General features: G+C 37.4%; 17 protein-coding genes and 1 pseudogene. 7 read left to right on the forward strand and 11 right to left on the reverse strand.

Going from position 1 to position 24,222, the window contains the following annotated elements; genetic code table 11:
• The first annotated feature begins 20 nt into the window (after nt 1-20).
• The 5 genes from DXC10_RS10385 to DXC10_RS10405 all read left to right on the forward strand — a co-directional run bounded on the left by DXC10_RS10385 (nt 21) and on the right by DXC10_RS10405 (nt 7,090).
• A complete protein-coding gene (locus tag DXC10_RS10385) occupies nt 21-1,274 on the forward strand; it encodes an RtcB family protein (protein WP_117737835.1) in 1,254 nt (417 codons plus the stop codon).
• Between the two features lie 108 nt (nt 1,275-1,382).
• Entirely contained in the window at nt 1,383-2,288 is a 906-nt protein-coding gene (locus DXC10_RS10390) for a YafY family protein (protein WP_117737836.1), read from the forward strand.
• Between the two features lie 2 nt (nt 2,289-2,290).
• Nucleotides 2,291-2,782 carry a 3'-5' exonuclease gene (locus tag DXC10_RS10395; protein WP_117737837.1) on the forward strand — a complete coding sequence of 164 codons (492 nt, stop codon included), beginning with the start codon at nt 2,291-2,293 and terminating at the stop codon, nt 2,780-2,782.
• Between the two features lie 5 nt (nt 2,783-2,787).
• Entirely contained in the window at nt 2,788-4,686 is a 1,899-nt protein-coding gene (locus DXC10_RS10400; protein ID WP_117737838.1) for a DUF262 domain-containing protein, read from the forward strand.
• Nucleotides 4,673-7,090, forward strand: coding sequence for a DUF262 domain-containing protein (locus tag DXC10_RS10405; protein WP_117737839.1), 2,418 nt, complete (start codon nt 4,673-4,675; stop codon nt 7,088-7,090). The genes DXC10_RS10400 and DXC10_RS10405 overlap by 14 nt, the downstream gene beginning before the upstream one ends.
• 428 nt (nt 7,091-7,518) lie before the next feature.
• Here DXC10_RS10405 and DXC10_RS10410 read toward each other — a convergent pair whose 3' ends face one another.
• From DXC10_RS10410 to DXC10_RS10450, 9 genes are all read right to left on the reverse strand, one after another.
• A complete protein-coding gene (locus tag DXC10_RS10410; RefSeq protein ID WP_101543006.1) occupies nt 7,519-7,959 on the reverse strand; it encodes an Hsp20/alpha crystallin family protein in 441 nt (146 codons plus the stop codon).
• A 244-nt stretch (nt 7,960-8,203) separates the two neighbouring features.
• Nucleotides 8,204-8,668: a hypothetical protein gene (locus DXC10_RS10415; RefSeq protein ID WP_101542920.1), complete on the reverse strand. Its 465-nt coding sequence runs from the start codon at nt 8,666-8,668 to the stop codon at nt 8,204-8,206.
• 237 nt (nt 8,669-8,905) lie between these two features.
• Nucleotides 8,906-10,201: a GNAT family N-acetyltransferase gene (locus tag DXC10_RS10420; RefSeq protein WP_117737840.1), complete on the reverse strand. Its 1,296-nt coding sequence runs from the start codon at nt 10,199-10,201 to the stop codon at nt 8,906-8,908.
• Between the two features lie 247 nt (nt 10,202-10,448).
• Nucleotides 10,449-12,116 carry a long-chain fatty acid--CoA ligase gene (locus tag DXC10_RS10425; RefSeq protein ID WP_101542918.1) on the reverse strand — a complete coding sequence of 556 codons (1,668 nt, stop codon included), beginning with the start codon at nt 12,114-12,116 and terminating at the stop codon, nt 10,449-10,451.
• A 108-nt stretch (nt 12,117-12,224) separates the two neighbouring features.
• Complete coding sequence (locus DXC10_RS10430) at nt 12,225-13,676, reverse strand: potassium/proton antiporter (RefSeq protein ID WP_101543005.1); 1,452 nt, start codon at nt 13,674-13,676, stop codon at nt 12,225-12,227.
• A 94-nt stretch (nt 13,677-13,770) separates the two neighbouring features.
• Nucleotides 13,771-15,132, reverse strand: a complete 1,362-nt coding sequence (locus DXC10_RS10435) for a PAS domain-containing sensor histidine kinase (RefSeq protein ID WP_117737841.1) — start codon at nt 15,130-15,132, stop codon at nt 13,771-13,773.
• A 16-nt stretch (nt 15,133-15,148) separates the two neighbouring features.
• Nucleotides 15,149-16,492, reverse strand: coding sequence for a sigma-54 dependent transcriptional regulator (locus tag DXC10_RS10440; RefSeq protein ID WP_117737842.1), 1,344 nt, complete (start codon nt 16,490-16,492; stop codon nt 15,149-15,151).
• 96 nt (nt 16,493-16,588) lie between these two features.
• Nucleotides 16,589-17,338: a hypothetical protein gene (locus tag DXC10_RS10445; RefSeq protein WP_117737843.1), complete on the reverse strand. Its 750-nt coding sequence runs from the start codon at nt 17,336-17,338 to the stop codon at nt 16,589-16,591.
• Nucleotides 17,313-18,119: a metallophosphoesterase gene (locus tag DXC10_RS10450; RefSeq protein WP_233519915.1), complete on the reverse strand. Its 807-nt coding sequence runs from the start codon at nt 18,117-18,119 to the stop codon at nt 17,313-17,315. The genes DXC10_RS10445 and DXC10_RS10450 overlap by 26 nt, the downstream gene beginning before the upstream one ends.
• Before the next feature lie 281 nt (nt 18,120-18,400).
• On the opposite strand from DXC10_RS10450, the gene DXC10_RS10455 reads away from it, so the two are divergent.
• Together DXC10_RS10455 and DXC10_RS10460 are read left to right on the forward strand one after the other, a co-directional pair.
• Nucleotides 18,401-20,716: an ABC transporter permease gene (locus DXC10_RS10455; RefSeq protein ID WP_117737845.1), complete on the forward strand. Its 2,316-nt coding sequence runs from the start codon at nt 18,401-18,403 to the stop codon at nt 20,714-20,716.
• A 63-nt stretch (nt 20,717-20,779) separates the two neighbouring features.
• Nucleotides 20,780-21,469 (forward strand): ABC transporter ATP-binding protein, encoded by a 690-nt coding sequence (locus DXC10_RS10460; RefSeq protein ID WP_117737846.1) that lies wholly within the window; start codon nt 20,780-20,782, stop codon nt 21,467-21,469.
• A gap of 186 nt (nt 21,470-21,655) precedes the next feature.
• Here DXC10_RS10460 and istB read toward each other — a convergent pair.
• Together istB and istA are read right to left on the reverse strand one after the other, a co-directional pair.
• Nucleotides 21,656-22,428 (reverse strand): annotated as a pseudogene (istB, locus tag DXC10_RS10465) (IS21-like element helper ATPase IstB).
• Between the two features lie 73 nt (nt 22,429-22,501).
• Nucleotides 22,502-23,983, reverse strand: a complete 1,482-nt coding sequence (gene istA, locus DXC10_RS10470; protein ID WP_233519917.1) for an IS21 family transposase — start codon at nt 23,981-23,983, stop codon at nt 22,502-22,504.
• Nucleotides 23,984-24,222: the final 239 nt, after the last annotated feature.

The raw sequence follows: 24,222 nt of genomic DNA on the forward strand, positions 1-24,222 counted from the left end.
ATTATCAAAACAGAGTAGATATGAAGACAATAGAAGGACATAATGTGAAAATTTTCACGGATATGATTGATGAAAATGCCATAGGGCAAATCAAGCAGCTTTTATCTATAAATGTCTTTGCAGACAAAAAGATCAGGATTATGCCTGACGTACATGCCGGTGCCAGTTGTGTAATCGGTTTTACCGGAGATCTTGGCGAAAAAGTGATTCCTAATATAGTAGGAGTTGATATAGGCTGCGGCATGAGAGTATTAAACCTTGGGGATGTCAATGATATTGATTATCACGCATTCCATGAATATATTCGGGCAAGTGTTCCTTCCGGGAAAATTGCCCGGGAAGATAAGTTCGGCTTCAAACCGCTTATTGGAGAGGAAATGGAAGTATACCGTGAAGCCAAAGAACTGATAAAAGGACTTTATTGTTATCGTGAATTGAAAGATACTGGCCGTATTCAAAAGTCTATCGGGACGCTCGGTGGTGGTAATCATTTTATTGAGTTGGACAAAGATGATATTGGAAATGTCTACCTCGTGATTCACACCGGGTCACGAAATCTTGGCTTGCAGGTGGCGAACATTTATCAGGAGAAAGCTGTAAAACATCTGACAGACGGATCCGATGATTTGGAATTACGCATCAGAGAAATAATTGAAGAATACAAGGCTGTCGGTAGAAGAAATGAGCTTCAGGATATCATAAAGAAAATGCGTAAAGAACAACAACACATCGAACCTGCTCTTCCCGCTGAACTTTGTTATGTGGAAGGTGAAGCTCGAGAACACTATTTGCACGATATGCGCATCTGTCAGCAATGGGCAGTATTGAACCGCAAATTGATTTCCATTCTTTTACTCAAATTCTTTAAGGAAGTCAAGATAAAGAATGAATTTGAATCAGTCCACAATTATATATCAGATGACAATATGATTCGCAAAGGTGCAATTTCTGCTGCAAAAGGAGAACGGTGCATTATTCCGCTCAATATGCGTGACGGATCTTTGTTATGTACAGGAAAGGGCAATACCGATTGGAACTGTTCTGCTCCACATGGTGCAGGTAGAATACTTAGCCGCAGTCAGGCATACGAACAAATTACCATGGAAGATTTTGAATCCTCTATGAATGGGATTTACTCCGAATCCATAAATGAATTTACTCGGGATGAAGCACCTATGGTTTATAAGCCTGCTGAAGCAATCATTGATAATATAAGAGAAACCGTTACTGTTGAGACTATTATTCGACCGGTTTTCAATTTTAAGGCTATGTAATAAGGCAGTCAACCTATCCGAACTAAAAGTTCATGACGAAAACAGATTGTGCTGTATCGCTCAATGCGACAAGTTTTTCGTAACTTTGCAGCAATTAACAATGTAACTATGATTCAACTGCAAAAATACACATGGCTGATTGACACTATTCGGCGAGCCGGTAGGATTTCACTTGAAGATATTTCTGACCGTTGGGAACGTAACAAAGAGTTGAGTGATTACAAGCCTTTGAGTCGTGCCACATTCAATCGTTGGAAAGATGCCATTTTCAGTCAGTTTGGAATAATCATCTCTTGCCAAAGGACTGGCGGCTACCTTTATTATATAGAAAATCCGGAGGATATAGATGAAGATGAACTCAAGAAATGGATGCTTGATTCATTTGCTGTAAGTAATCTGATTAGCGAGAATCTTTCATTGAAAGACAGGATTATAGTCAATCAGATTCCGTCAGCCCGTGAGCACTTTGCAACATTGCTTGAAGCAATGAAAGCAAACCGTGTTGTCACAATAACCTATTGTGCATTCAACAAAGCAAAAAGTTATACATTTCCAATTGAGCCATATTGTGTTAAATTATTCGAGAATCGCTGGTATGTATTGGCACATAATGTCACATACAATGACATCAGGATATACGGCCTTGACCGCATAGAAAAATTGATAATTACGGATGAAAAATTCTGTCTGCCGAAAGATTTTTCTGCGGCAGAGTATTTCTCTTCTTATTATGGGGTTGTAACAAGTTATGACTTAAAGCCGGAACGAATAGTCATTCGAGCATATCGGGATCATATTCCATATTTAAAATCCCTTCCGCTTCATCATAGCCAAAGAGTATTGGAGGACAATGGCGAGTATGCTGATTTTGAATTATTTCTTGCTCCGACATATGACTTTGTTATGAGATTGCTTCATGTTGGGGCAATGATAGAAGTAATTTCTCCAACTTCACTCAGGAAAACAATGAAAGGGTGGATTTCTGATATGTATAATTTGTATAAAAACGATTAATCATGCAGGATTTTGCAGCTATAGATTTTGAAACTGCCAACGGAAGACGTTCCAGTGTATGCAGTATAGGTGTAGTGATAGTGCGTGGAGGTGAAATTGTTGACAGATTTTATAGTCTGATACAACCTTCTCCAAATTACTATACATATTGGACTACTGAAGTCCATGGGCTTACCCGTCAAGATACCGATGGGCAACCAATTTTTCCGGAAGTCTGGGTGCAAATTAAAGATAAAATAGCAGGACTTCCGTTGGTAGCACACAACAGACCATTTGATGAAAGTTGTCTGAAAGCGGCATTTGAAGAATATGGATTGGAATATCCCGATTATGAGTTTTACTGTACCCTAGCTGCATCACGCAGGTGTCTTGATATTCCCAGTCATCAGCTTCATCTGTCGGCTGCTGCTTGCGGCTATAACATGGAGAACCATCACAATGCCCTCGCTGATGCGGAGGCCTGCGCATGGATAGCAATGAAATTAATAAAATAAGTAGTATGGCAGAAAATATTATTGGTCTTAAGTCAGTCAGAGAATTACTTGGGCTAAATTTCTTTATTCCTGATTATCAACGCGGGTATCGTTGGACATCGCAACAAGTCGAGGATTTATTGAATGATATCAAAGATTTCAAATCGAATAATCTTCAGAATTATCAGTTTTATTGTGTACAACCATTAGTTGTACGAAAGATGTCCGATGTTGAAACAAGTGAAAAAAAATTAGGTGAAGGTATATGGTATGAGGTAATAGACGGACAGCAGCGTCTTACTACAATATATCTTATACTTCGTGCATTAAAAGAAGAATTAAATAAAAAGCACTTCCCTCAGTTATATTCACTCAAATATCAACGAAATAACAAAGTTGAGGCCTTTTTTGAAAATCCGCAGATAAATGATTCTGAAATAGATCTTTACCATATCTCCAATGCCTACACAACGGTAGAATCCTGGATAGGCAAATATTGGGATTTTGATACAAAATTATTAGAAACACTTATAAGTTGTGATATAGATGAAGATGGGCGTGACAAAGCAAACAATGTGCGTTTCATTTGGTATGAATCTGTTGATGAAAATCCAATCAAAGTATTTACCCGTCTTAATATCGGTAAAATATCATTGACAAATGCAGAGCTGATAAAGGCGATGATATTAAATCGGCATAATTTCACAAAGAAAAGTATCAGCGAAATAACCTTACGTCAACAAGAAATAGCAAGTGAATGGGATGCCATAGAATACCAACTTCAAAAAGATGAATTTTGGCTCTTTTTGAATAAGCCTGGGTATGAAAATCCAACCCGAATAGATTATATATTCAATCTCATGTGTGAAAATAACATATTGCATCTTGGAGAAGAAATATATAAACAAATTGGGAATGACAAAGACCGTGTTTTTCGCTATTTCTATGAATATTTCAAACTAAGGAATAGTGATGTGAATACTTGCTGGGGAAAAGTCAAGAGATATTTCAATACATTCAAAGAATGGTATGATGACATATATCTTTATCACTACATAGGATTCTTGATTTCTCAAGGTAGTGATGCTTATACACTGAGTGAAAAATGGGATAGATCTTCAACAAAATCTTCATTTATAGATGATTTGAAAGAACAAATCAGAGAGATTGTGACAAAGATACCTCTTTGTTATCAATACGATGAGGATGGTAAAGACAAATGGAAATGCCGTCCAATCTTGTTATTTCATAATATACAAACAGTTATCAATAGTAATATCGCACAAAAAGAAAACGACAAATACAAATTGGCTGTATTCTATAAGTTCCCATTCCATTTGTACAAATTGGAAGGATGGGATGTGGAACACATTAATTCAAATACTACAAATCCAGAGGGAGACTCTGCTACTCGTAAAGAATGGCTAACGAATATCTATCTAAGCCTTTCAGCCGAAAGTCAGGAGAAAATTAAAGAGTACTTCACTATTACCAATGAGCAAAAAAAAGAAACAATATATTCCGAGATAAAGTCTTTAATACCATCAATCAACGATTGGTCACAGGAGAAAAAGAACCAAATATGGAACTATACTCTATTGGATTCTTCAACCAATCGTGGCTATGGGAATGCCATTTTTTCTGCAAAACGCCGCATAATTATAGGAAAGGATAAAGGTGAATTATTGAAAATACCTAAAATTACAGCAGAAGGGCTTGCTATGGTTGATGCCAATAAAGGCAAATCTTCTTTTGTACCACCATGCACCAAGAATGTCTTCCTCAAATACTATTCTCCTTCCGTAAGTGAAAATAATTATTGGACGATTCCTGATGCGAAATATTATCTGGCGGACATTAAACATTGTATACAGCAATTAAGTAAACCTACAACAATAGAAAAAGAAAATCATGGCGACAAATAAAATTACATTTTGGCAACTGCTACAGAATAACAATATAGAAATACCCATAGTACAACGAGATTATGCACAAGGAAGAACTGGAAAAGAATATCTTCGCAAGAATTTCCTTACGAGTTTAAAACAAGCTTTAGATGGAGAAACTCTAAAACTGGATTTTGTGTATGGCTCGGTTGAAAACAATACACTCCAACCTTTGGATGGCCAGCAGCGTCTTACCACATTATGGTTGCTCCATTGGTATATAGCTTTGTTTGCGGACAAATATGAAGAAGCTTTTAATATCCTTGCCAGATTTTCGTACGAGACGCGAATATCTTCCCGAGAATTTATACAGAACCTTTGCCATCCTGAAAATTTTACAAGCTTCGATAAAAAGGATGTTGTAAAATTCATCAAGGATGCGACTTGGTATTATTCTGCATGGAATCAAGATCCTACCATATCTTCAATGCTTCGAATGATTAAAGGAACAGACATTGGAGATAAGAGCGGAGAAGATATTGTTGACGGATTGGAGGAATTGTTTATCCATACAAAGAAAGATGTTTTTGAAAAATATTGGGAACGTCTTACGGAGACTGACGCAATAGCCTTCTACCAACAACCACTTGAAGATTTTGGACTATCTGATGACCTTTATGTTAAAATGAATGCTCGTGGTAAACAGTTGACTTCCTTTGAAAACCTTAAGGCTGACCTCATAGGCTATCTTCGAGAACGAGAAAGAGATTCCGAACAAGATGAAATCTTGAATAAGAGATGGAAAAATTTGCTTGATATCAGGAACGGAATACCTATCAAGATTGACACGGAATGGAATCAACTTTTTTGGAACAATCGCTCAGAAGACCATAAAATTGATGAAATATTCTTTGCTTTTGTCAATAGATTCTTTTGGAATGAGTTGTTTACAGCTAAGAATGACAATGGAGATTATATTTTGACTTTATCATCTGTATCGAAAAATCCTTCATACGAGTATTTCAATGCCGATGACTCAGATAGATATATAGGTTTTGACCCATATAAATATTATATAGATTCTATCCCTGTGTCATTTTTTGAAAAACTCGAAATCATTCTTGATAATTATTCTTCATTTCAAGGTATCATTCCGTCACCAAGATGGATGAAAGGATTCGATTTCATACCCACTTATAGGAATAACAAAAATAGTAAAGATGAGAAAAAAGAAATTTCAGGCATCAATCAACTGCAAAGAATCGTTTTCTTTGCAGTATGTAAGTATTTCAGTGAAGGTGTTCCCAATCAACAGTCGTTGAGCAGATGGATGCGAGTCGTGTATAATTTAATTTCAGGAACCGACAGGACAGGTAGCCCGGAGATTCGTGATGTTGAGACTGTGAGAAAAGCCATATCCTATCTTGATTCCATTGACAGTCACAATGTAATTTATAGTTTAGCATCCAAGAAAATGGATGCTACAGAAGGTGGAGAGTCAGCAACTTCCGTATTAACCCGCAGATGGAATGAAGAAATAGCTAAGGCTCTTCAAATAGATAAAAATCCAGATTGGGAAAATCGAATCATTGAAGCAGAAGATTATTCTTTCTTTCACGGATCAATACGTTTTCTGTTTCAAGATGAAGAAGGAAGAACTGATTGGACGATGTTTGATGACAAGTGGAATACCGTACAACGTTTCTTTGTAAGAAACGAAAATCAGAGCAGCGTAATGAATGAGGGCTATCATAATACAGAATTGCTTAAAACGCTATTTAGCCGATTTTCTACAGAAAATTTCTGGAAGAATTTATGGTGGCATTACCGTACATTCAATAATAAGTCAAATACTTGGATGTATTATCTTCTCTCACCTGACTTGTATTATCCCGTACATTATTTGTTGCTTGGATACTCTCGTAGTACTCAATGGGCGGAAAGTTCTCTGGACGATTTTGCAAAAAACACACTGTATCTTCTTACTCATACCGGATTGCTTGATTATGTCAGAAAGGGAATGTGTAATTCGTGGATTAGAAACTATTCTAACCATAAAGCAATTTACCCAAGCTCTACAGGTGTTTTCTTAAATGCATCTGTTAGAGATGAGTTCTTACTAAACTCGGATGGCATCCAAGTCGATGACTCCGCAAAAATTCCCAATACTTCTTTATTATATGGATGGAATATTAATTTTCGCTATAAACAGCATAATTTTCAATGGTATCGAACAGATTATGTATATCTGATGGAGTCCAATGATGGTAATGTTTATGTGGAAAACAATGTTGAAGGAATAACAGAAGAAGAAAAATACTTTTGTTTTAAATGTGCTGATTACATGCCCAAAGAAGCCATCCTCTCTCGGTTAGACGAACTAATTCTTAGACATAAAACATGCCCATTTAAAGCTGAATCCAATGAAAAGCTATCGGTTTAGACTTCTTTCAAAAGTAAACAAACGGTAAGATAATTGATGCCGTATAATCCTTGAATTGTAGATTATACGGCATTATTTATTATACACATCGACTTTTTCATATACACTCAAATAGTCATTTCTACCCTTGTCCCCACAAATTGTCGCATATAACATTTTGTATTGTTACTATTTCGTTACTTACAATAGTAAACATTATTATATATTATTGCAAATAAGCATTGTATGCAATACTTTTATCTTGGAGGGAAAACAAAAAACGGAGAAGCAATGCCTCTCCGTTTATCTTAATTTAAAATTGAAGTATCTATAAATTCACCTTACAAATATACAACATCACGAAGGTGATGTCAAGTGTTCAGGCATTTATTTTATAAATAATCTTCCATTCGTTTACTTACTTTCCATTTTATTAATTGTCGATTATCTTATTTTACGTCAATGAATTTTTTACTTCTTTCCTTTTCCTGTTCGGTGAATTTTGGCAGGTTGATGTTCAACACACCGTTTTCTACACTAGCTGAAATCTTGTCCTTATCGACATCTTCAGGAAGAATCATAGTCTGTTGGAATTTAGAGTATGAAAACTCACGACGCAGATAGCGACCTTCTTTCTTTTCATCTTTGTTATCTTCCTTGTTGTCCGTTTTCTTTTCCATGCTGATAACAAGGTTGTTTTCTTCATCGATATGAACGTTGAAATCTTCTTTTGTCATACCAGGGGCAGCTAATTCTACTTTGTATTCTTTTTCAGTTTCAAATACATTGATGGCAGGAGCAGTTGCATTAGCTTTTACCATCCAGTCATTATCAAAGAAATCGTTAAAGATACTTGGTAACCAATTCTGAGATCTTCTTACAGGCATCATAATCATAGTCTCCTATTTTTTAAAAGTTATACATTCAGTTTCGCTTTGAGCTCGGTTTGATATCTTCAGATATCGTTTTTTTAATTCTTACCATCCGGTATCTAAACCGTTGCTCACTAACTACTTTGCAAATCTTATGCCAGTTGGTTTTACTTGACTTTATTGACTAATTGTCATTTGTTGGCTGACTATTTTACCTGTTTAGTGACAAAATGCTATCTTTTTATTTAATTTTGATTGAAATTTAGACTAATTTAAAACGTATTCTCCAACACTTATTTTCTTCATTCCAATCATGACTGATGATTTTAAAAGTACCAATCTCTGAAGTGTTGTTTACGTGAATACCAATACACAGACATTCATCATAATCTCCTACTTTCACAACTCTTACGGTTTTCGAGGCATCTTCGGGTAATCGTGCCAAATCAAAACGTCCTTTGGCTTCTTCTTGAGTTATAAACTCTGTGATAATTGATAAATGTTGAGCTATCACTTCATTAACTGTTTGCTCTAACTTCTTTACCTCTTCTTCCGTTGGACATGTTTCCAATCTGTAATCCAGTTTACTTTTTTTTCGCTCAATGTGTGCTGAAATTGATCGTCCGCAACCGAATAAACGAATCATGGTTTGGTTAATGATGTGTTCGCAAGTGTGCATAGGAGGGTACTCCTGCTTGTTATGATCGTTGAGTATGATTTCTTCCATATATTATTTTTTATCAAACAATTCAGACATGTATTCCATGGAACGGCTGATATCAAAATAGACTTGACTTTCTCCACCGTTTTTATTTTCATATACCATTAAGTCGCAATGACTGTTTGTGGAGTGATTGTTTGAGCCGACATAATTGTCGGTATCAAAAGTAGACTGAATAGTAATAAGATTTTTTTCATACGTATATCAAATAAAGTTAGTAAATTCTATCTTTATATATTTATCTTAGAACGATGCTCGTATTTCTTCTGCCAGAATGCTGTATACATGGACATCCGTATATTCTCCTGATGATAATAATTCTCCTGCCCGTTCCGTGCCTTCATGGTGAAATCCTAAACGAAGGGGAATTTGATTGCTTGCAATATTATTTATGGCACAGCGGATTTGAATTCGTTTTATTCCTTTTTCGTCTACAGCCCATTGGCAGAGCTTATGTACACAAGTGGTCATGATACCTTGATGCTGATATTCAGGTAACAACCAATAACCTATTTCAGTGCGATGATTGTCAAAATCAGAAAAATGAAATCCTATGAGTCCACATACTTCATCTTGTCCGTTGCGAATGGTAAATATGGGTTCATATTTCTCAGCAGGGGCGGAGAGGATGGATTTGAGGAACATTTCTTCATCTGCCACAGATTTCAAATTGTCAACGAAAGGCAGCCATATTCGCATATAATCCCGATGGGTGTTTATTGCGTGATAGATGGCTGCTGCATCTTTCAACATTACTTCGCGTAAAGTTATGTTTGGAAGAATGGGGAATGATACCGGAGTATCTTTTTGAATAACTACTGGTAATTGCCCGGATGTTATTCTTTCTTTGATTTTTTCCCAAGCATGGGTATTGAAAAGGCAACTTTCACGCATAGTATTGTACATTTCCTTGAATCTGGACATCGGAATGGTAAAGCTTAACAAGTTTGCTTCAAAATACGGACGTACGGAAGGATCAAAAAATCCCAGAAAAGTACGTTTTCCTTGTTTTCTGTTTTCGAGAATTGTTTGTGTCACAATAGAACAACAACCTGAGCCGAAAGGACTACATACAGCATCTGTTGTATTTGTATCAAAGAAAGTCCAGGTTGTTAGTCCGGCTAGTATATCCGGGGTAGCCAGAAAAAAAAGTCCCTCAACTTCATCTAAAGAATTTATCTGGTCGATACGTGCGAAATGAAGAAATTTTTTGTTTGTTTTGAGGATTTGGATCTCATTAATGAAGTCGGCTACCATTTCGGGAGTTTTTTTATATTTTTCTTTCAGAGATACGAAACTGGGAACATATTCTGGCATATCAGTAAATCCCGTATAGAATTTACCCCCTCCACAACCTATTGTTTCAGCATTGAGACTGATGATTTTTCCCTCTCTGACTTGTTGTATGTATTTAAAGAAACAACCGTTTACTTTTTCTGTTTCTGCTTCTAATTGGTCTGAATACCAAAAAGCGATAGGAAGTTCAGCTTGTTTACAGAATGCTTCGTAATAATTGGTTATGAATGTACGTATATCCATAAAAGTCGTATTTTAAATTTGGAAGTAAAGGTAATGATAAGTTCTGGAATTTGTATACTTGACGGTTATAAATAAAAAAAGGAGTACCGCTGTACTCCAACCTTTGTTAACCTTAAATCTAATACTATGAAAAACACATTGCAAAGATACGGACTTCCAGGAAATCTGCAAATAAACCAAGAAAAAAGATGTGTTTTATAACACTTATTATAAAAAAAACTTCTTCACTATATTTTTTTTAAGAGTTTCAACCCTTAGCTTCTTGATACATAAAGCGCTTGATACTCTTTTTAGCTGTTTTTTCAAATTCTTCAAAATGGATTTTTACTTTAGTAATCTGGCAGTATGAAGGTAATAGTTGATTCAGTTCTTTACGGTTTTCTTCCATTACGTTTGCAATATCATTTTGTTGTAAGCCATGGGCAAATGCGTCATCAAAATCGGGGTAAACAAGGGCAACAAGTTTATCGTTTTGCAGGACGATAAGCGATTCGGACACATATGGCATATTGTTCAGCTTACTTTCAATCTCTTCGGGGTAAATGTTTTGTCCACTTGAAGTGAGCAAAAGATTTTTACTGCGACCACGTACGGTAACATAACCATCAATATCTATGGTGGCAAGATCACCCGTATGAAGCCAACCATTAACGTCAATGATTTGTGAAGTAGCCTCGGGATTTTTATAGTACCCCAACATCAGGTTAGCACCTCGACAGATTATTTCACCTGCTACATTTTGTGGATCAGGAGAGTCTATTTTCACTTCCATCCGAGTAGTAGCTTTACCACAAGAGGCAAGTTTCAATGTTTCCCATCGGCTGGAGCAAATGATAGGTCCACATTCTGTCATACCATATGCGATGGTATAGGGAAATCCTATTTGTTTGAGGAAACGCTCTACGTCAGCATTAAAAGGTGCACCACCAATGATAATCTCATCGAAGTTTCCACCAAAGACTTCCATTGCCTTTTTGCGCATGTCAGCCTTTATTTTATCATTAACGATAGGCATGCGCAACAATAATTTGCCAATTTTATTGTCAATTTGGGGCAAGATATCTTTTTTGATAATTTTTTCCACAATAAGCGGTACACAAGATATAATACGTGGTTTGATTTCAGAAAATGACTGGGCAATAATTTTGGGTGAAGGCATCCGTGTAAGGAAATACAAATGTGCGCCAACAGAAAATCCATACAGGAAATCATATACCATACCGAATACGTGTCCCAAAGGAAGCATGGAAACAATATGATCGCCTGGGCGTACAGGAAGCATCTCATGACAATAAGCTATATTTGACCATAGGCTACGATAGGGAAGCATAACTCCTTTGGAGTACCCTGTTGTACCGGAAGTATAGTTAATAACCGCCAATTCTTCAGGTGACTGTTCCTTACGATAACAGATATGTTCAGGACGAAAATTCTTAGGATAATGTGCACCGTAGATAGCATTACGATGTTCGAAAGCTTCCATAAGTTGCTTATTACGGCATACAACCGGAGTAAAATCAGTCAACAATACAATTCCCATCAATAATGGCATCGCATCTTCGTTCAGACTTTCCCAAGCTTGATCTCCTACAAAAAGTAGCTTGGCTTCGGAGTGATTGACGATATTGTGGATATTATCTGCTTTAAACTCATGGAGGATAGGAACAATGATAGCCCCATATGTGAGAGTTGCGAGAAAACATACTCCCCAATGGGCACTGTTACGTCCACATACAGCTATTTTGTCTCCAGGTTTAATACCGGCACTTTCCAGTACAATGTGAAACTTAGCTATTTTACGAGCTACATCTTTATATTGTAAGGTAATTCCTTTGTAGTCTGTCAGAGCATTTCGATCCCAGTTCTTTATGATGCTTTGTTCTATGTAGTCGATGAATAGTGGTTTTTGTTCCATTCGTTAAATTTGCACACTTTAGTTAAAACTGCGCAAATATAGAGCTTATAGTGATGCAAAACAAGTGGTTTTGTTTTTTTTTCTTAGTGGAATACTCTTCTGTTTTTCTTATTCTTTGTTTTTCTCTGAAATCAGAAGTAACTTATCTCCTACATGTAACTTTAACGTACCATTAGGAATGAGATATTCATCACCGCGTTTCACTATCATCACAAGTGTGCCTTTGGGGAGATTCATATCTTTCAAAGTTTCTCCTTTTTTTAATATTTCTTCTGTGACAGTCACGTCACGTAAATCAGAATCTATTTCTTCAGGCAATTCAACACCAAAGTCATTTCCTGTTTTCTCCAATGGTGTGGAAAGTCCCAATATACGGGCTACCCATGAAACGGTAGTACCCTGGACTATGAGAGAAACAATAGTGATGAAGAATACAATATTAAAAATACTATGGGCACCAGGTACATTGGCTACTACCGGATAAGTTGCAAAAATAATGGGGACTGCTCCACGTAATCCCACCCATGATATGAACAAACGTGATTTCATCGTTATCTTTTTGCCGAAAGGAAGTAAGCAAAGAAATACACTGAGTGGACGTCCGATAACAATCATGAATATACCGATGAGTAATGCAACAACGCTTACTTCCAGCATTTCGTGGGGATTGACAAGTAATCCGAGACAGAGGAACATAATAATTTGGAATAACCATGTCAATCCGTCCATGAATGTATATATTTCTTTACGATACATGATTTTATTGTTACCTACCATCATACCGGCAATATATACGGCAAGATAACCGTTACCTTTTAGCAAATCTGTTATAGAGAAAGTGAAAAATACGAATGCAAGCAATAGAATAGGATAGAGGGATTGATTGTCTATATTCAGTTTATTCAGCATGAGTATAGCCAGTTTACCTAACAAATAACCGGCAACAGCCCCTACAATGAATTGGATAATGAAAGAACCTAAAATATTTCCTACACCCATTCCAGAAGATTGGATAAATTGAATCAGTACAATTGTAAGCATATATGCCATTGGATCATTGCTACCACTTTCTAATTCTAACATAGGACGCAGATTATGCTTCAAATTCATCTTTTGCGAACGGAGTATGGCAAATACCGAAGCGGAGTCTGTTGACGACATAGTAGATGCCAATAGTAAAGAGGTAATGAGAGGCAGTTGTATATTTGTCCAACTCATTCCGGAAAGCCACCAGATAAAAAGTCCGGTGAATAGTGCTGTTAGTAGTACGCCAGCAGTGGAAAGTACAATACCCGGTACAAGGATCGGTTTGATTTCCGTATACTTAGTATCCATACCACCGGAAAATAAGATAATGCTAAGGGCTACCATACCGATAAACTGTGCTTCTTTGGCATTATGGAATTGCAAACCGAGACCGTCACTACCAAACAACATGCCTACTACAAGAAAAAGCAATAAGGCGGGAACTCCAAAACGATAACCGGTTTTTCCTACAATGATACTGACGAAAAGCAAAATAGAACCAACAAGTAGAATGTTTTCTGCTGTGAATAACATATGTTCTGTATTGTAAAGTTTGTAATACGATGAATTGTATATCTTATTGGACAAAGATAGCCAATATTATTAACAAATGCAAATACCAAATAGTTCAATTAAATTTTAGGACAAAGGTGGTTTCCTTACTGGGTATTAATGAAATACTTCCACCAGATAGCCGCATAATTTGGCGTGAAATGCTCAGACCTATACCACTACCATTTTCTTTAGTTGTGAAAAATGGAATGAAAATATGTTCTGCTATATCGGGGGAAATAACAGGACCATTATTTGATATTTCTATAACTACTGCTTCTGCTTCATTACAATAGGCGCGGATATTAATATAACCATTTTCAATTTTGGCAGGAGAAGTTTCGATAGCTTGTATTGCATTTTTTAGTAAATTGATTACAACTTGTGAAATTAGGTTTTCATCAGCATGAAGTATGAGGTCATCAGGCATGACATGAGTATGGAAGGTAACAGGAGAATTGGGGTATTGATGATGTGCCAGTTCGACCATACGGTTGATAAAAGCTTTTACATAAAATAAAGAGGGTTCGGGTGTAGGGATACGGGTAAATTTGCGATAGGACTCTACAAAGGATAATAGACCTTTACCTGTACTGCTGATAGTTTGCAGACCGTTTTGTATTTCCTCTGTTGCTTTACGCTCTTTACTAAGCCCTAATAGTGTATCACTCAACGAAGTTATAGGAGTAACGGCGTTCATGATTTCATGGGTCAATACACGAGTAAGTCGTATCCAGGAATCAATCTCTTTTTCGTCTAGTTCAGAGTTAATGTCGTTCAGTGCAAGAATACGTAAATGTTCCTGATGAACAGTTATATTACTGACGCGAATGGAAAGGTTGATTGTTCCTCGTTCATTATTAATATTTATTTGAAGCTTGTCCCCGGGACAGCAATGAGCAAGTATATCCATCAAGTGCATATCTATACGACTCAGTTGGTGGATGTGAGTAAAGACATCTAGTCCGAGTAGTCGCAAAGCTTCACTGTTCTTTTGATAAACCGATCCACTGTCGTTCAAAACGAGAATACCAGTATTGACACAATCAAGGATAAGTTCATAGTATTTCTCTTGTTGAGCTGTTTCATTTTTTACATTATACAGAATATGTGCTACACGATTCAGAGCACGATTTACGAGACGGGTATCGGCAGTTTCGTCGGTTTCGGAAAAATGGATTGAGCTATCGTTGTTTTCAATGGCATCGAGCATAAAAAGCACCTTCCGGGTATGATGTTGATAGAGATGTTGCTGCCAACGTATGGCGAGAGGTAAAAGTACTGTAGTAAAGATTGCCCAAAATAGTGGATCACCAAGTCCTTTGGTTTCGGTGGTTTCGAGAATAACAAGTGTCCACATCATTCCTGCCAAAAGTGCAACCAGCAAACTGATGGTGGTTCGGAAAATGTAATATTGCCTTATGTCTCTGAATTTCATATTTTATATCGGCTATTCAAAGTCCGTATTTTTTCATCTTGTTATATAGCGTTTGGCGTGTGATACCCAACTGTGCTGCAACAGCGGAAAGATTACCGTTACATTTATCTAATGTTTTACATATCATTTGTATTTCCATTTCTTCGAGAGTGGATGCGGAAATTTCAGAACTATTATTCCGATGCGATAATTGGAATAACTCTGGCGTAAGAAAAGCACCATCGCAAATGATAATTGCTTTTTCAATGGTATGTTCCAATTCTCGGATATTACCATACCATGGGTGATGTATCAATTTTTCTTTAGCGGAATTTTCTAGATTAGCGGGAATTTTATTATATTGTTTACAGAAATGTGCAATGAAACGTTCAGCAAGAGGAATGATATCTTCTGGGCGTTCGCGAAGGGCTGGTATCTCCAAATGAATGGTGTTGATTCGATAAAGTAAATCTTCTCGGAACTCTCCTTTAACTACCATTTCTTGCAAATTACGGTTAGTGGCACAGATAAGGCGGATATCTATTGGAATAGAGGTATTACTGCCTACACGTACGATGCTCCGGTGTTGTATAGCAGTCAGTAATTTAGCTTGCAAATGATAGGGAAGATTACCGATTTCATCAAGGAAGAGTGTACTGTGGTCGGCTGCTTCAAATTTTCCGGTACGGTCGGTATGGGCATCGGTGAAGGAACCTTTTAAATGTCCGAACAGTTCACTCTCGAAAAGACTTTCGGTGATTGCTCCCATATCCACACTTATTATTTTCTGCCCTTTGCGTGAAGAAAGGGCATGAATTTCCCGGGCAAGCATTTCTTTACCGGTACCGTTTTCGCCTGTGATGAGAATATTGGCATCTGTTATAGCCACTTTCTCTACCAGCAAACGGAGTTGTTGCATAACGGGACTTTCACCCCAGTACATGGAAGATGGTATGGTATCTTGTTTCCCGGTAATTCTCCGTATACCGGGTTTATTAGAATTTTCCGTTGCATTCAACAACGTTTTTACTAATTTTTGATTATCCCAGGGTTTTACAATGAAGTCAGTAGCTCCCTCTTTAATACCGCGTACGGCGAGATTTATATCAGCGTATGCGGTGAAAAGAACAACAGGTAATGAAGGGCATTGCTTTTTGACTTCATGTAACCAATATAATCCTTCGTTACCGGTATTAATGCCGGAGGTAAAATTCATATCGAGTAACAGGACTTGCCATTCTTCTTCATGTAACATGTTTGAAAGGGTAATAGGTGACGAAAGGACAGCAATTTTGGCAAAATAGGGCTTTAACAAGAGTTGTAAAGCAGTCGGTACGCCCCGGTTATCATCAACGATAAGAATATTTCCGGATTTTTTCATATATGAGGAATTATATTTGTAAGGACAAATATACTTTATGTTTTTGGGAAAATAAAAAAGTTAAATAAGTTTTTCTTTTTCACATATAGACACAGACTACAGTAATTGCAATTTTAATCCGAAAGATAAACTCAGATAATCTTTCGGTTTTAGATATTTATTGGTGGCAGCACTTATGACATATAGGTCGCAGGTACTAAATTCATAAAAGAAAGTAATGGCTTTTGCTGTAAATCTGCGATGCGGATCAATGTCATATGTGATACGTTGGCCAAGAAATATATGGAAACGTACTTTAGATGAAAAACCGTAATAACCTTTGGGATAACGGTCTGGTTCGTGTGTCCAGAATTCATCACCGAATACGGTATTTAGATACATACCACATGTGAGTGGTTCGGCGGAGAAACGGCTTTCCTTGATCTGAAGACTCCACGGAATATAATTCTGTTTCAGGGTAAAAGTCATTTTTGTATGGTTGGATTGATATTTGGGAAGGACACCCAAGAAAAGATCTGTTTCCCACTGGTTATGCTTTCCATAATCCCATCCTGTACCGAAGGATAACAAACCCATATTTCCGGCAAATTGTATTTTGGTATGTGTTGGAATGAGTGCTTCCCAATGTTTACGATAGCGATGTACACGACGATCGTAGCGATTATGGCGGATAGGAGTTGTCATAATAGTATCCGCTTTATTATATTTCATCCATATTGTATCATACTTTATAATAAAGACTGTATCTTTTTCTTGTGCAAATAAAGGCATGCATTCCAATAATAACAGGCAGGTTAAGATACCTATTATCCTATATATATTAATAGTACACCACTTCGCGTTCATATCCGTCTGGTTTCAGGGTGAATATATAATAACTACGATGTTTCATGCAATCGCTCATATAATATATAATTCCGTCTCCGAAGAGGTTTTCCTCAAATAGTCGGTGTTCGTGGGCAGCAGTGCAAAATTGTATACCGGGATATTCGGTTATATAACGGTGGAATACCCGTGCCACATTGTTGTTAAATTGATCAGCGTAAGGACGAACATGCATGGATATAACTGTTTTATCAAATTCACTTTGTCGTTCGGTAATCTCTTTTTCCATGAAAGTAAAATCAGGAATGGGACATGAATAGTCAAATTCCATTGCATTGGTATTCAGACATACAAATTTTACTTGTCCGGCAATGAATGAGAAGTTCGGATCACCAAATATAGCACGATATGCTTCCTCACCTGTACCCAAACAGTCATGATTGCCAATAAGAGTTACGTACGGAACTTTAAGTTTGTTCATAATATCGCGTTGCCAAAGAAATTCGTCTGTAAGTCCGAAGTCACTCATATCTCCGCTATGGATAACAAAATCTATGTCATCTCGTGCATTTAGGCTATTTACGAAATCTACAGTTTCGTCATACCAACGTTGAGAATCGCCCATCGTTACAAAACGGAGTGTTGTTTTACCTTTACAATTTTCTTCTATTTGGATGATGTTATGAGTATTTACATCTGTTTCACCTGTAATGCGGACATCGTAGGGATGATAGTCTATCAAATCACAGCTACCCATAAATAGGTAGAAAGTGAAAAATAACATGAAGTGGACTAATTTCATATATATGTGTGTGTTTAAGAAAACTGGCGGTAAAGATAGAGTTTTATTTCTATATGCTAATTGCCGTATTTTCTTTTTTTCTGTTCTTTAATGATAATTTTCCGGTGTAATGCCAGTAATTTGTCATTTTTTTATGTCTAAATCTTAGACGGTATTGTCTAATAATTAGACATATTTCATTTTATAAAAATCGTGTTTATGTTTGAAAATCAATGTGATATCTGTTTTGGCATACTTTCTGCATTAAATTAAAGCAGGAAAGTGATAAAACAATATAAAAAATGAAACAAATCTATTATGTAATCCAAACGTTACTTCATGGACGTAGTTCGAACATTATCAAGGTAATTTCTTTGGGATTGGGGCTGACAATGAGTATTTTACTATTTGCTCGTGTGGTTTATGAACAAAGTTTCGATAAATGTTATCATGATTATGATAATTTGTATCAGATATGGTCGGTCTTCACGACTAATGGTGAGAAGCATGAACCGTCACAGGCAAACTGTGGTCCGGTAGCGGGAGCTATACTTGAAAATTTTTCTAAAGAAGTGGAATCTGCTTGTAGTATGGCTGAATGGCCGGTTGCACAACCGCTTTATAACGGTAGTATACGCTTTGATGACCAGAAAGTAGTGGCTGATTCGCTCTTTTTTCGTACTATGGGAATTGAGGTATTGAGTGGCAATCCGGAACGTGACTTGATTCAGCCTGACGTTATCTTCCTGAGTGAACGTTTTGCGAAAAAGATTTTCGGTAATGAGAATCCTATTGGGAAAGTACTTAGTTATGACCATCGTATAGATTTGACAGTGAAAGGTACATATGTTACATTGCCGGAGAACGCTACCGCGAATCCCGAAGGGGTCATATCTCTGCCCACTATCTGGAGCCGTGGCTGGGGAAATTATTCGTGGAGTGGTGGAGATAGTTGGAAAGAATATATTCGTTTCCGTCCAGGTGCAGATCACTCGGTAGTAAATAAGCGAATTGATGCGATGATTGATAAATATCGTCCGGCAGAAGATAAGAAAGTATTTGGCTATACTGCTTTCATTCAGCCTATCCGTGATACTTATCGCGGATATGAAGACGTGCGCCGCATGACAAGTATTATGAGTATTCTGGGATTTGCTATTCTTTTCATTGCTACATTGAATTATGTACTTATTGCTATTTCTTCTCTGAGCCATCGTGCCAAGTCAATAGGTATACACAAATGTAGTGGTGCCGGTAACGGTACTGTTTTCTGTATGTTTCTTTTGGAGACAGTAGTTATCATTTTGGGTGCTTTATTAATAATGGTGTTATTGTTATTGAATTTTCGTGATTTTGTGGAAGATACTGCAGTAGCAAAACTTTCCATGTTATTTGCACCGGAGCGTATCTGGGTACCGTTCATAGTAGTGGGTATACTATTTATTGTAGGTGGTGTATTACCGGGACGTTTATTTTCACGTATACCCGTTTCGCAGGTCTTTCATCGTTATTCTGAAAGTAAAAAAGGTTGGAAGCGGCCGTTACTTTTCATCCAGTTTGCAGGTGTGGCTTTTATTTGTGGATTGATGTGCGTGGTGATGGCGCAATATAACTATATGTTGAATAAAGATATGGGTTATAATCCTCGGCGTTTGGCAATAGGCGAACTTTATTTAGGGGAAGAAAGAGCACGTGATGCCGCTTATCAGTTTTTTAAAGGATTACCTTATGTAGAGGCGGTGAGTAGTGCTGAAGGTACCCCCATTTATGGTTATAGTGGTAACTTTATCAATGATGAAACGGGTAATTCATTATTTTCCACCCGTTATTGCTATTATATGCGCGAAGATTATCCGGCATTGATGGGAATGATTTTCAAAGCAGGGCGTATGGCTCGTACCGGTGATGAAGCGGTAGTGAATGAGACTTTTGCTGAATGGATGCATTGGGGGAATGATGTAGTGGGACGTACTATTTCTACAGGCGGAGAGAATTTCAAAGTGACTGGGCTACTGAAAGATTTTCAGATACAGACTTTTACAAGTGAAAAAAAACCTTTTATGGCGATAGGTAAGAAACCTTTCTACGGTGTAGTGCATCTTCGCCTGAAAGAGCCTTTTATCGATAATCTCCAAAAACTGAATAAGGCAGCCAAAGAGGCTTTCCCTGATAAGACTATTGATTTTGGTAACTACCAACAAGTGATAACGGATCAATATAATAGTGTTCGTGTATTCCGCAATGCTACATTGATGGCAGCAATGACCATGTTTTTCATTATGCTAATGGGATTAATAGGTTATACAACCGATGAGGTATATCGCCGTTCAAAGGAAATTGCCATTCGCAAGGTGAACGGAGCTGAAGCAAGTATGATACTGGAACTTCTTTCACGTGATATACTCTATGTAGCTGTTCCGGCAGTATTCATCGGTACCATTGCCGCTTGGTATGTCAATACGCTTTGGATGGAACAGTTCACGGAACAAATTCCGCTCGGTTGGATTGTATATGCGTTGGTACTGATTGGCAATCTGGCAATCATTCTTGGTTGTGTTCTGTGGAAATCATGGTGGATTGCGAATGAGAATCCCGTAAACAGTATTAAGAGTGAATGATATTTGAAATAATAAACTATTCTTGCCTTCCTGAAGGGAAAGGAGGAATAAAAAAATGATATTATGATTGAAATTGACAACATCAGTAAAGTATTTCGTACTTCAGAAGTAGAAACAGTAGCATTGAACCACGTAAACCTTGAGGTGAAGGAGGGAGAATTTGTAGCTATTATGGGACCATCGGGGTGTGGCAAGTCGACCTTGCTGAATATTCTCGGTTTACTGGATAATCCTACGGAAGGCAGTTATAAACTGTTAGGCCAGGAAGTGGGTAATTTAAAAGAAAAAGAACGTACCCGTGTTCGTAAGGGAAAATTGGGATTTGTATTCCAAAGTTTTAACCTGATAGATGAACTGAATGTATATGAGAATGTAGAGCTTCCTCTTACCTATTTAGGTGTGAAAGCGAGTGAACGTAAACGTATGGTAGAAGATATTCTTAAACGTATGAACATCAGCCATCGTGCCAAGCATTTTCCCCAGCAACTCTCTGGAGGGCAACAACAACGTGTGGCTATTGCCCGTGCAGTAGTTACCCATCCGAAACTGATACTTGCTGATGAACCGACTGGTAATTTGGACTCCAAGAATGGTGCCGAAGTTATGAATTTATTGACAGAACTGAATAAGGAAGGTACTACAATTATCATGGTGACACACTCTCGGCATGATGCCAGTTTTGCGCATCGTACGATACATTTGTTTGATGGTAGTGTGGCGGCAAGTATAGTGGCACAGGAAACTTGCGTTTAATCTGAAGGATACCTTATGAGACAACTCTATTATAGTGTATTGATGTTGTTGCGTGTGTGGAAAATATAAAGTCGGTTGACCCACTATTATATTCCCAATTGATCCATCAAAAAAACATTGGATTTATGGAAAGAAAAATGCATTTTAACCCGGGTTAGTTTCAATTATAATTATCTACAGTAGATGTTACTTCTTTTTTGCATTCATCTTTCTTACAGAATCTCCTGTAAGTTCAATTTTGTGTGCAGTATGTACAATCCTGTCCAGGATTGCATCAGCTACGGTAGGATCACCAATTGCATCATACCAGTTTTCAACGGGAATCTGTGATGTTATTATGATTGATTTTAATCCGTGTCTGTCTTCTATTATTTCCATAAGAATGGACCTTTCCTTCGCGTCCAGCCCTATAAGAAACAGATCGTCAAGAATCAACAGTGGGCACTTTTCAATTTTTTTCATCTCAGATTCTATAGTTCCCTTGTTCTTGGCTATTTTAAGCTGTCCCATAAGCTTTGACGCATTGGAATATACAGTTCTGATTCCATTTTTACACGCTTCATATCCTATGGCTGAAGCTATATAGCTTTTGCCTGTTCCGGAGCTGCCTGTGATAAAATATTTTGTCCGTCTCTTATAAAATCTAGAGAGGCAAGTCTCTCGAGCTGGTTCCGGTCAAGGCTACGTTTTATTGTATAGTCTATTTTCTCCATATATGCCTTATATCTGAAGTTTGCCGACCTTATTAGTCGCTCAATACTTACATTGTGTCTGTAATCATACTCGCTTTCTAGAAGCCATTTAAGGAACTCATCGTTTGTCATACCATCAGAGGATGTAGTCCTGCAGTCGTTTCTGTATGTTTCAAGCATGCCGTAAAAACGTAATTTGGAGAGTAGTTCCATTATTCTGTCCATATTTTTTCCGACAGTTCTGTTTATTTTATTGTTACTTGTCATTTTCATCATTGTTTTTAGAGTTAAAATAATCCTTACCTCTGAGATTTTTATGTTTAGGAGTAAGTTCAGGAACCTATCCTTCCATTTGGACATGATACTTTTCATCTTCCCTGTTTATCAGAATACTTTCAAGTTCATTGTATCCGAACATGTTGGATTCCATTGCTATCTGGCATGCAAGAACCATTCTGTCGTGTCCGAAACGTTCAACAAGACTTAATATACCATCGGCTGAACGTACGGCTTGAATCGGATATTTTTTGGCAACGGCCACTAGTTTTATGTACTCTTCCACTACCGAATCGATTTCACGTGCCTTACGGTATATATCATCCATTCTGCTTCTGTATTCATGTAGTACTCCCGGAAGTTTGTGGGACGGTTTTTCCGAATACGTGAAAGGTGTATCATCCCTGCGGTGTGTCGTTATGTGCCTGAATTTATGATATATTTCCACTGTATCTCCATCATATAGTAATTCTACAGTATCGCCGATATACTCTTTAGGGACACTGTAATAGTGATTGTTAAGCGATACATAACTGTTTCTCATGACAGTTGCCGTTTTCCTGTTTTTTGATATAAACCTTGTGGCGGGCAAAGTGTGCAGCCTGTCTTTCTCGACTTCAAGGAAACGTTCCCTGCGGCTGTAACTGCGATTGTACATCTTACGGCTGTTCAACGCATCCGTATGTTTCATTATCTCTATGTTCAGGGCTTCAAAATCATCACATTTCAATCCCGTCATTCTTGAATAGACCTCCCTGTAGAGCAGTCTTACGGCATTCTCAACCAGAGCCTTGTCTTTTGGCTTACGTACTCTTGCCGGAAAGACAACACAACCATAATGGTCTGCAAATGCAGCAAAGTCGTCATTGATTACAGGTTCAATCCCTCCGGGCTTTGTTACGGCAGACTTGAGATTGTCGGGAACTATGGCATTGGGTACACCTCCAAAATAATGGAAAGCATTTTCACATGCCTGGATAAGATATTCTTTCTTCTGCGATGGTACAGCCTCATAATAAGTAATCTGGCTGCACGGAAGTATGGCAGCAAAAACTTCTACGGGAACCTTATCACCTGTCTTTTCGTCTGAAAGATAAAGTTTGTCACCGGCAAAATCCACATACATCTGATCACCGGCTATATGGTCTATGCGCCCAACGGGCACTTTTACTTCTCTTTCACGTCTGAGATATAGGCAAAAAGAACAATAGCTGTAATCTTGAGGACGATTTTTCAGATACTCCTCATACAAGGACCTTCTTGTTGTTCCACGGGATTTAAGTCGTTTAATGTACTCAGGTATATGTTCTTCAAGATACTTATACTCTGCAGATCTGACTGTTTCATTATCAATATCTGCACCAAAAAGTTCATGCAGATGCTGTTCGTCCATTTTCAACAAACGATCCAGTTCTATACCCATATCTTCATATATACGGATATACCGTTTGACTGTATTACGTGAAATCAGAAGAGAAGAACTGATACTTCGGATACTCATTCCTGACTGATAGCAACGAAGTATGTGCTTGATTCTTATTTTCATTCTTTAAAAAATTATTTGGTAAATTATACCGGGTTAAAATGCTTTTTTTAAAGTAAAAAAACAAGATTGGAATATAAGTATTCTATAGGGGTCAATTTTTATTATAATTTCAGTGGATCAGTTGCGATTATAAAGGTGGGGCAAATGGATTTTATAATAGTGGGTCAACCGACTTTATATTTTCCATTCATTTTTTGCCCTTATCATTTTCGCAAACATGAAACTGCTCCATTCAGAGA

The sequence above is a fragment of the Bacteroides sp. OM08-11 genome (assembly GCF_003438665.1).
Taxonomy (GTDB): Bacteria; Bacteroidota; Bacteroidia; order Bacteroidales; family Bacteroidaceae; genus Bacteroides; species Bacteroides cutis.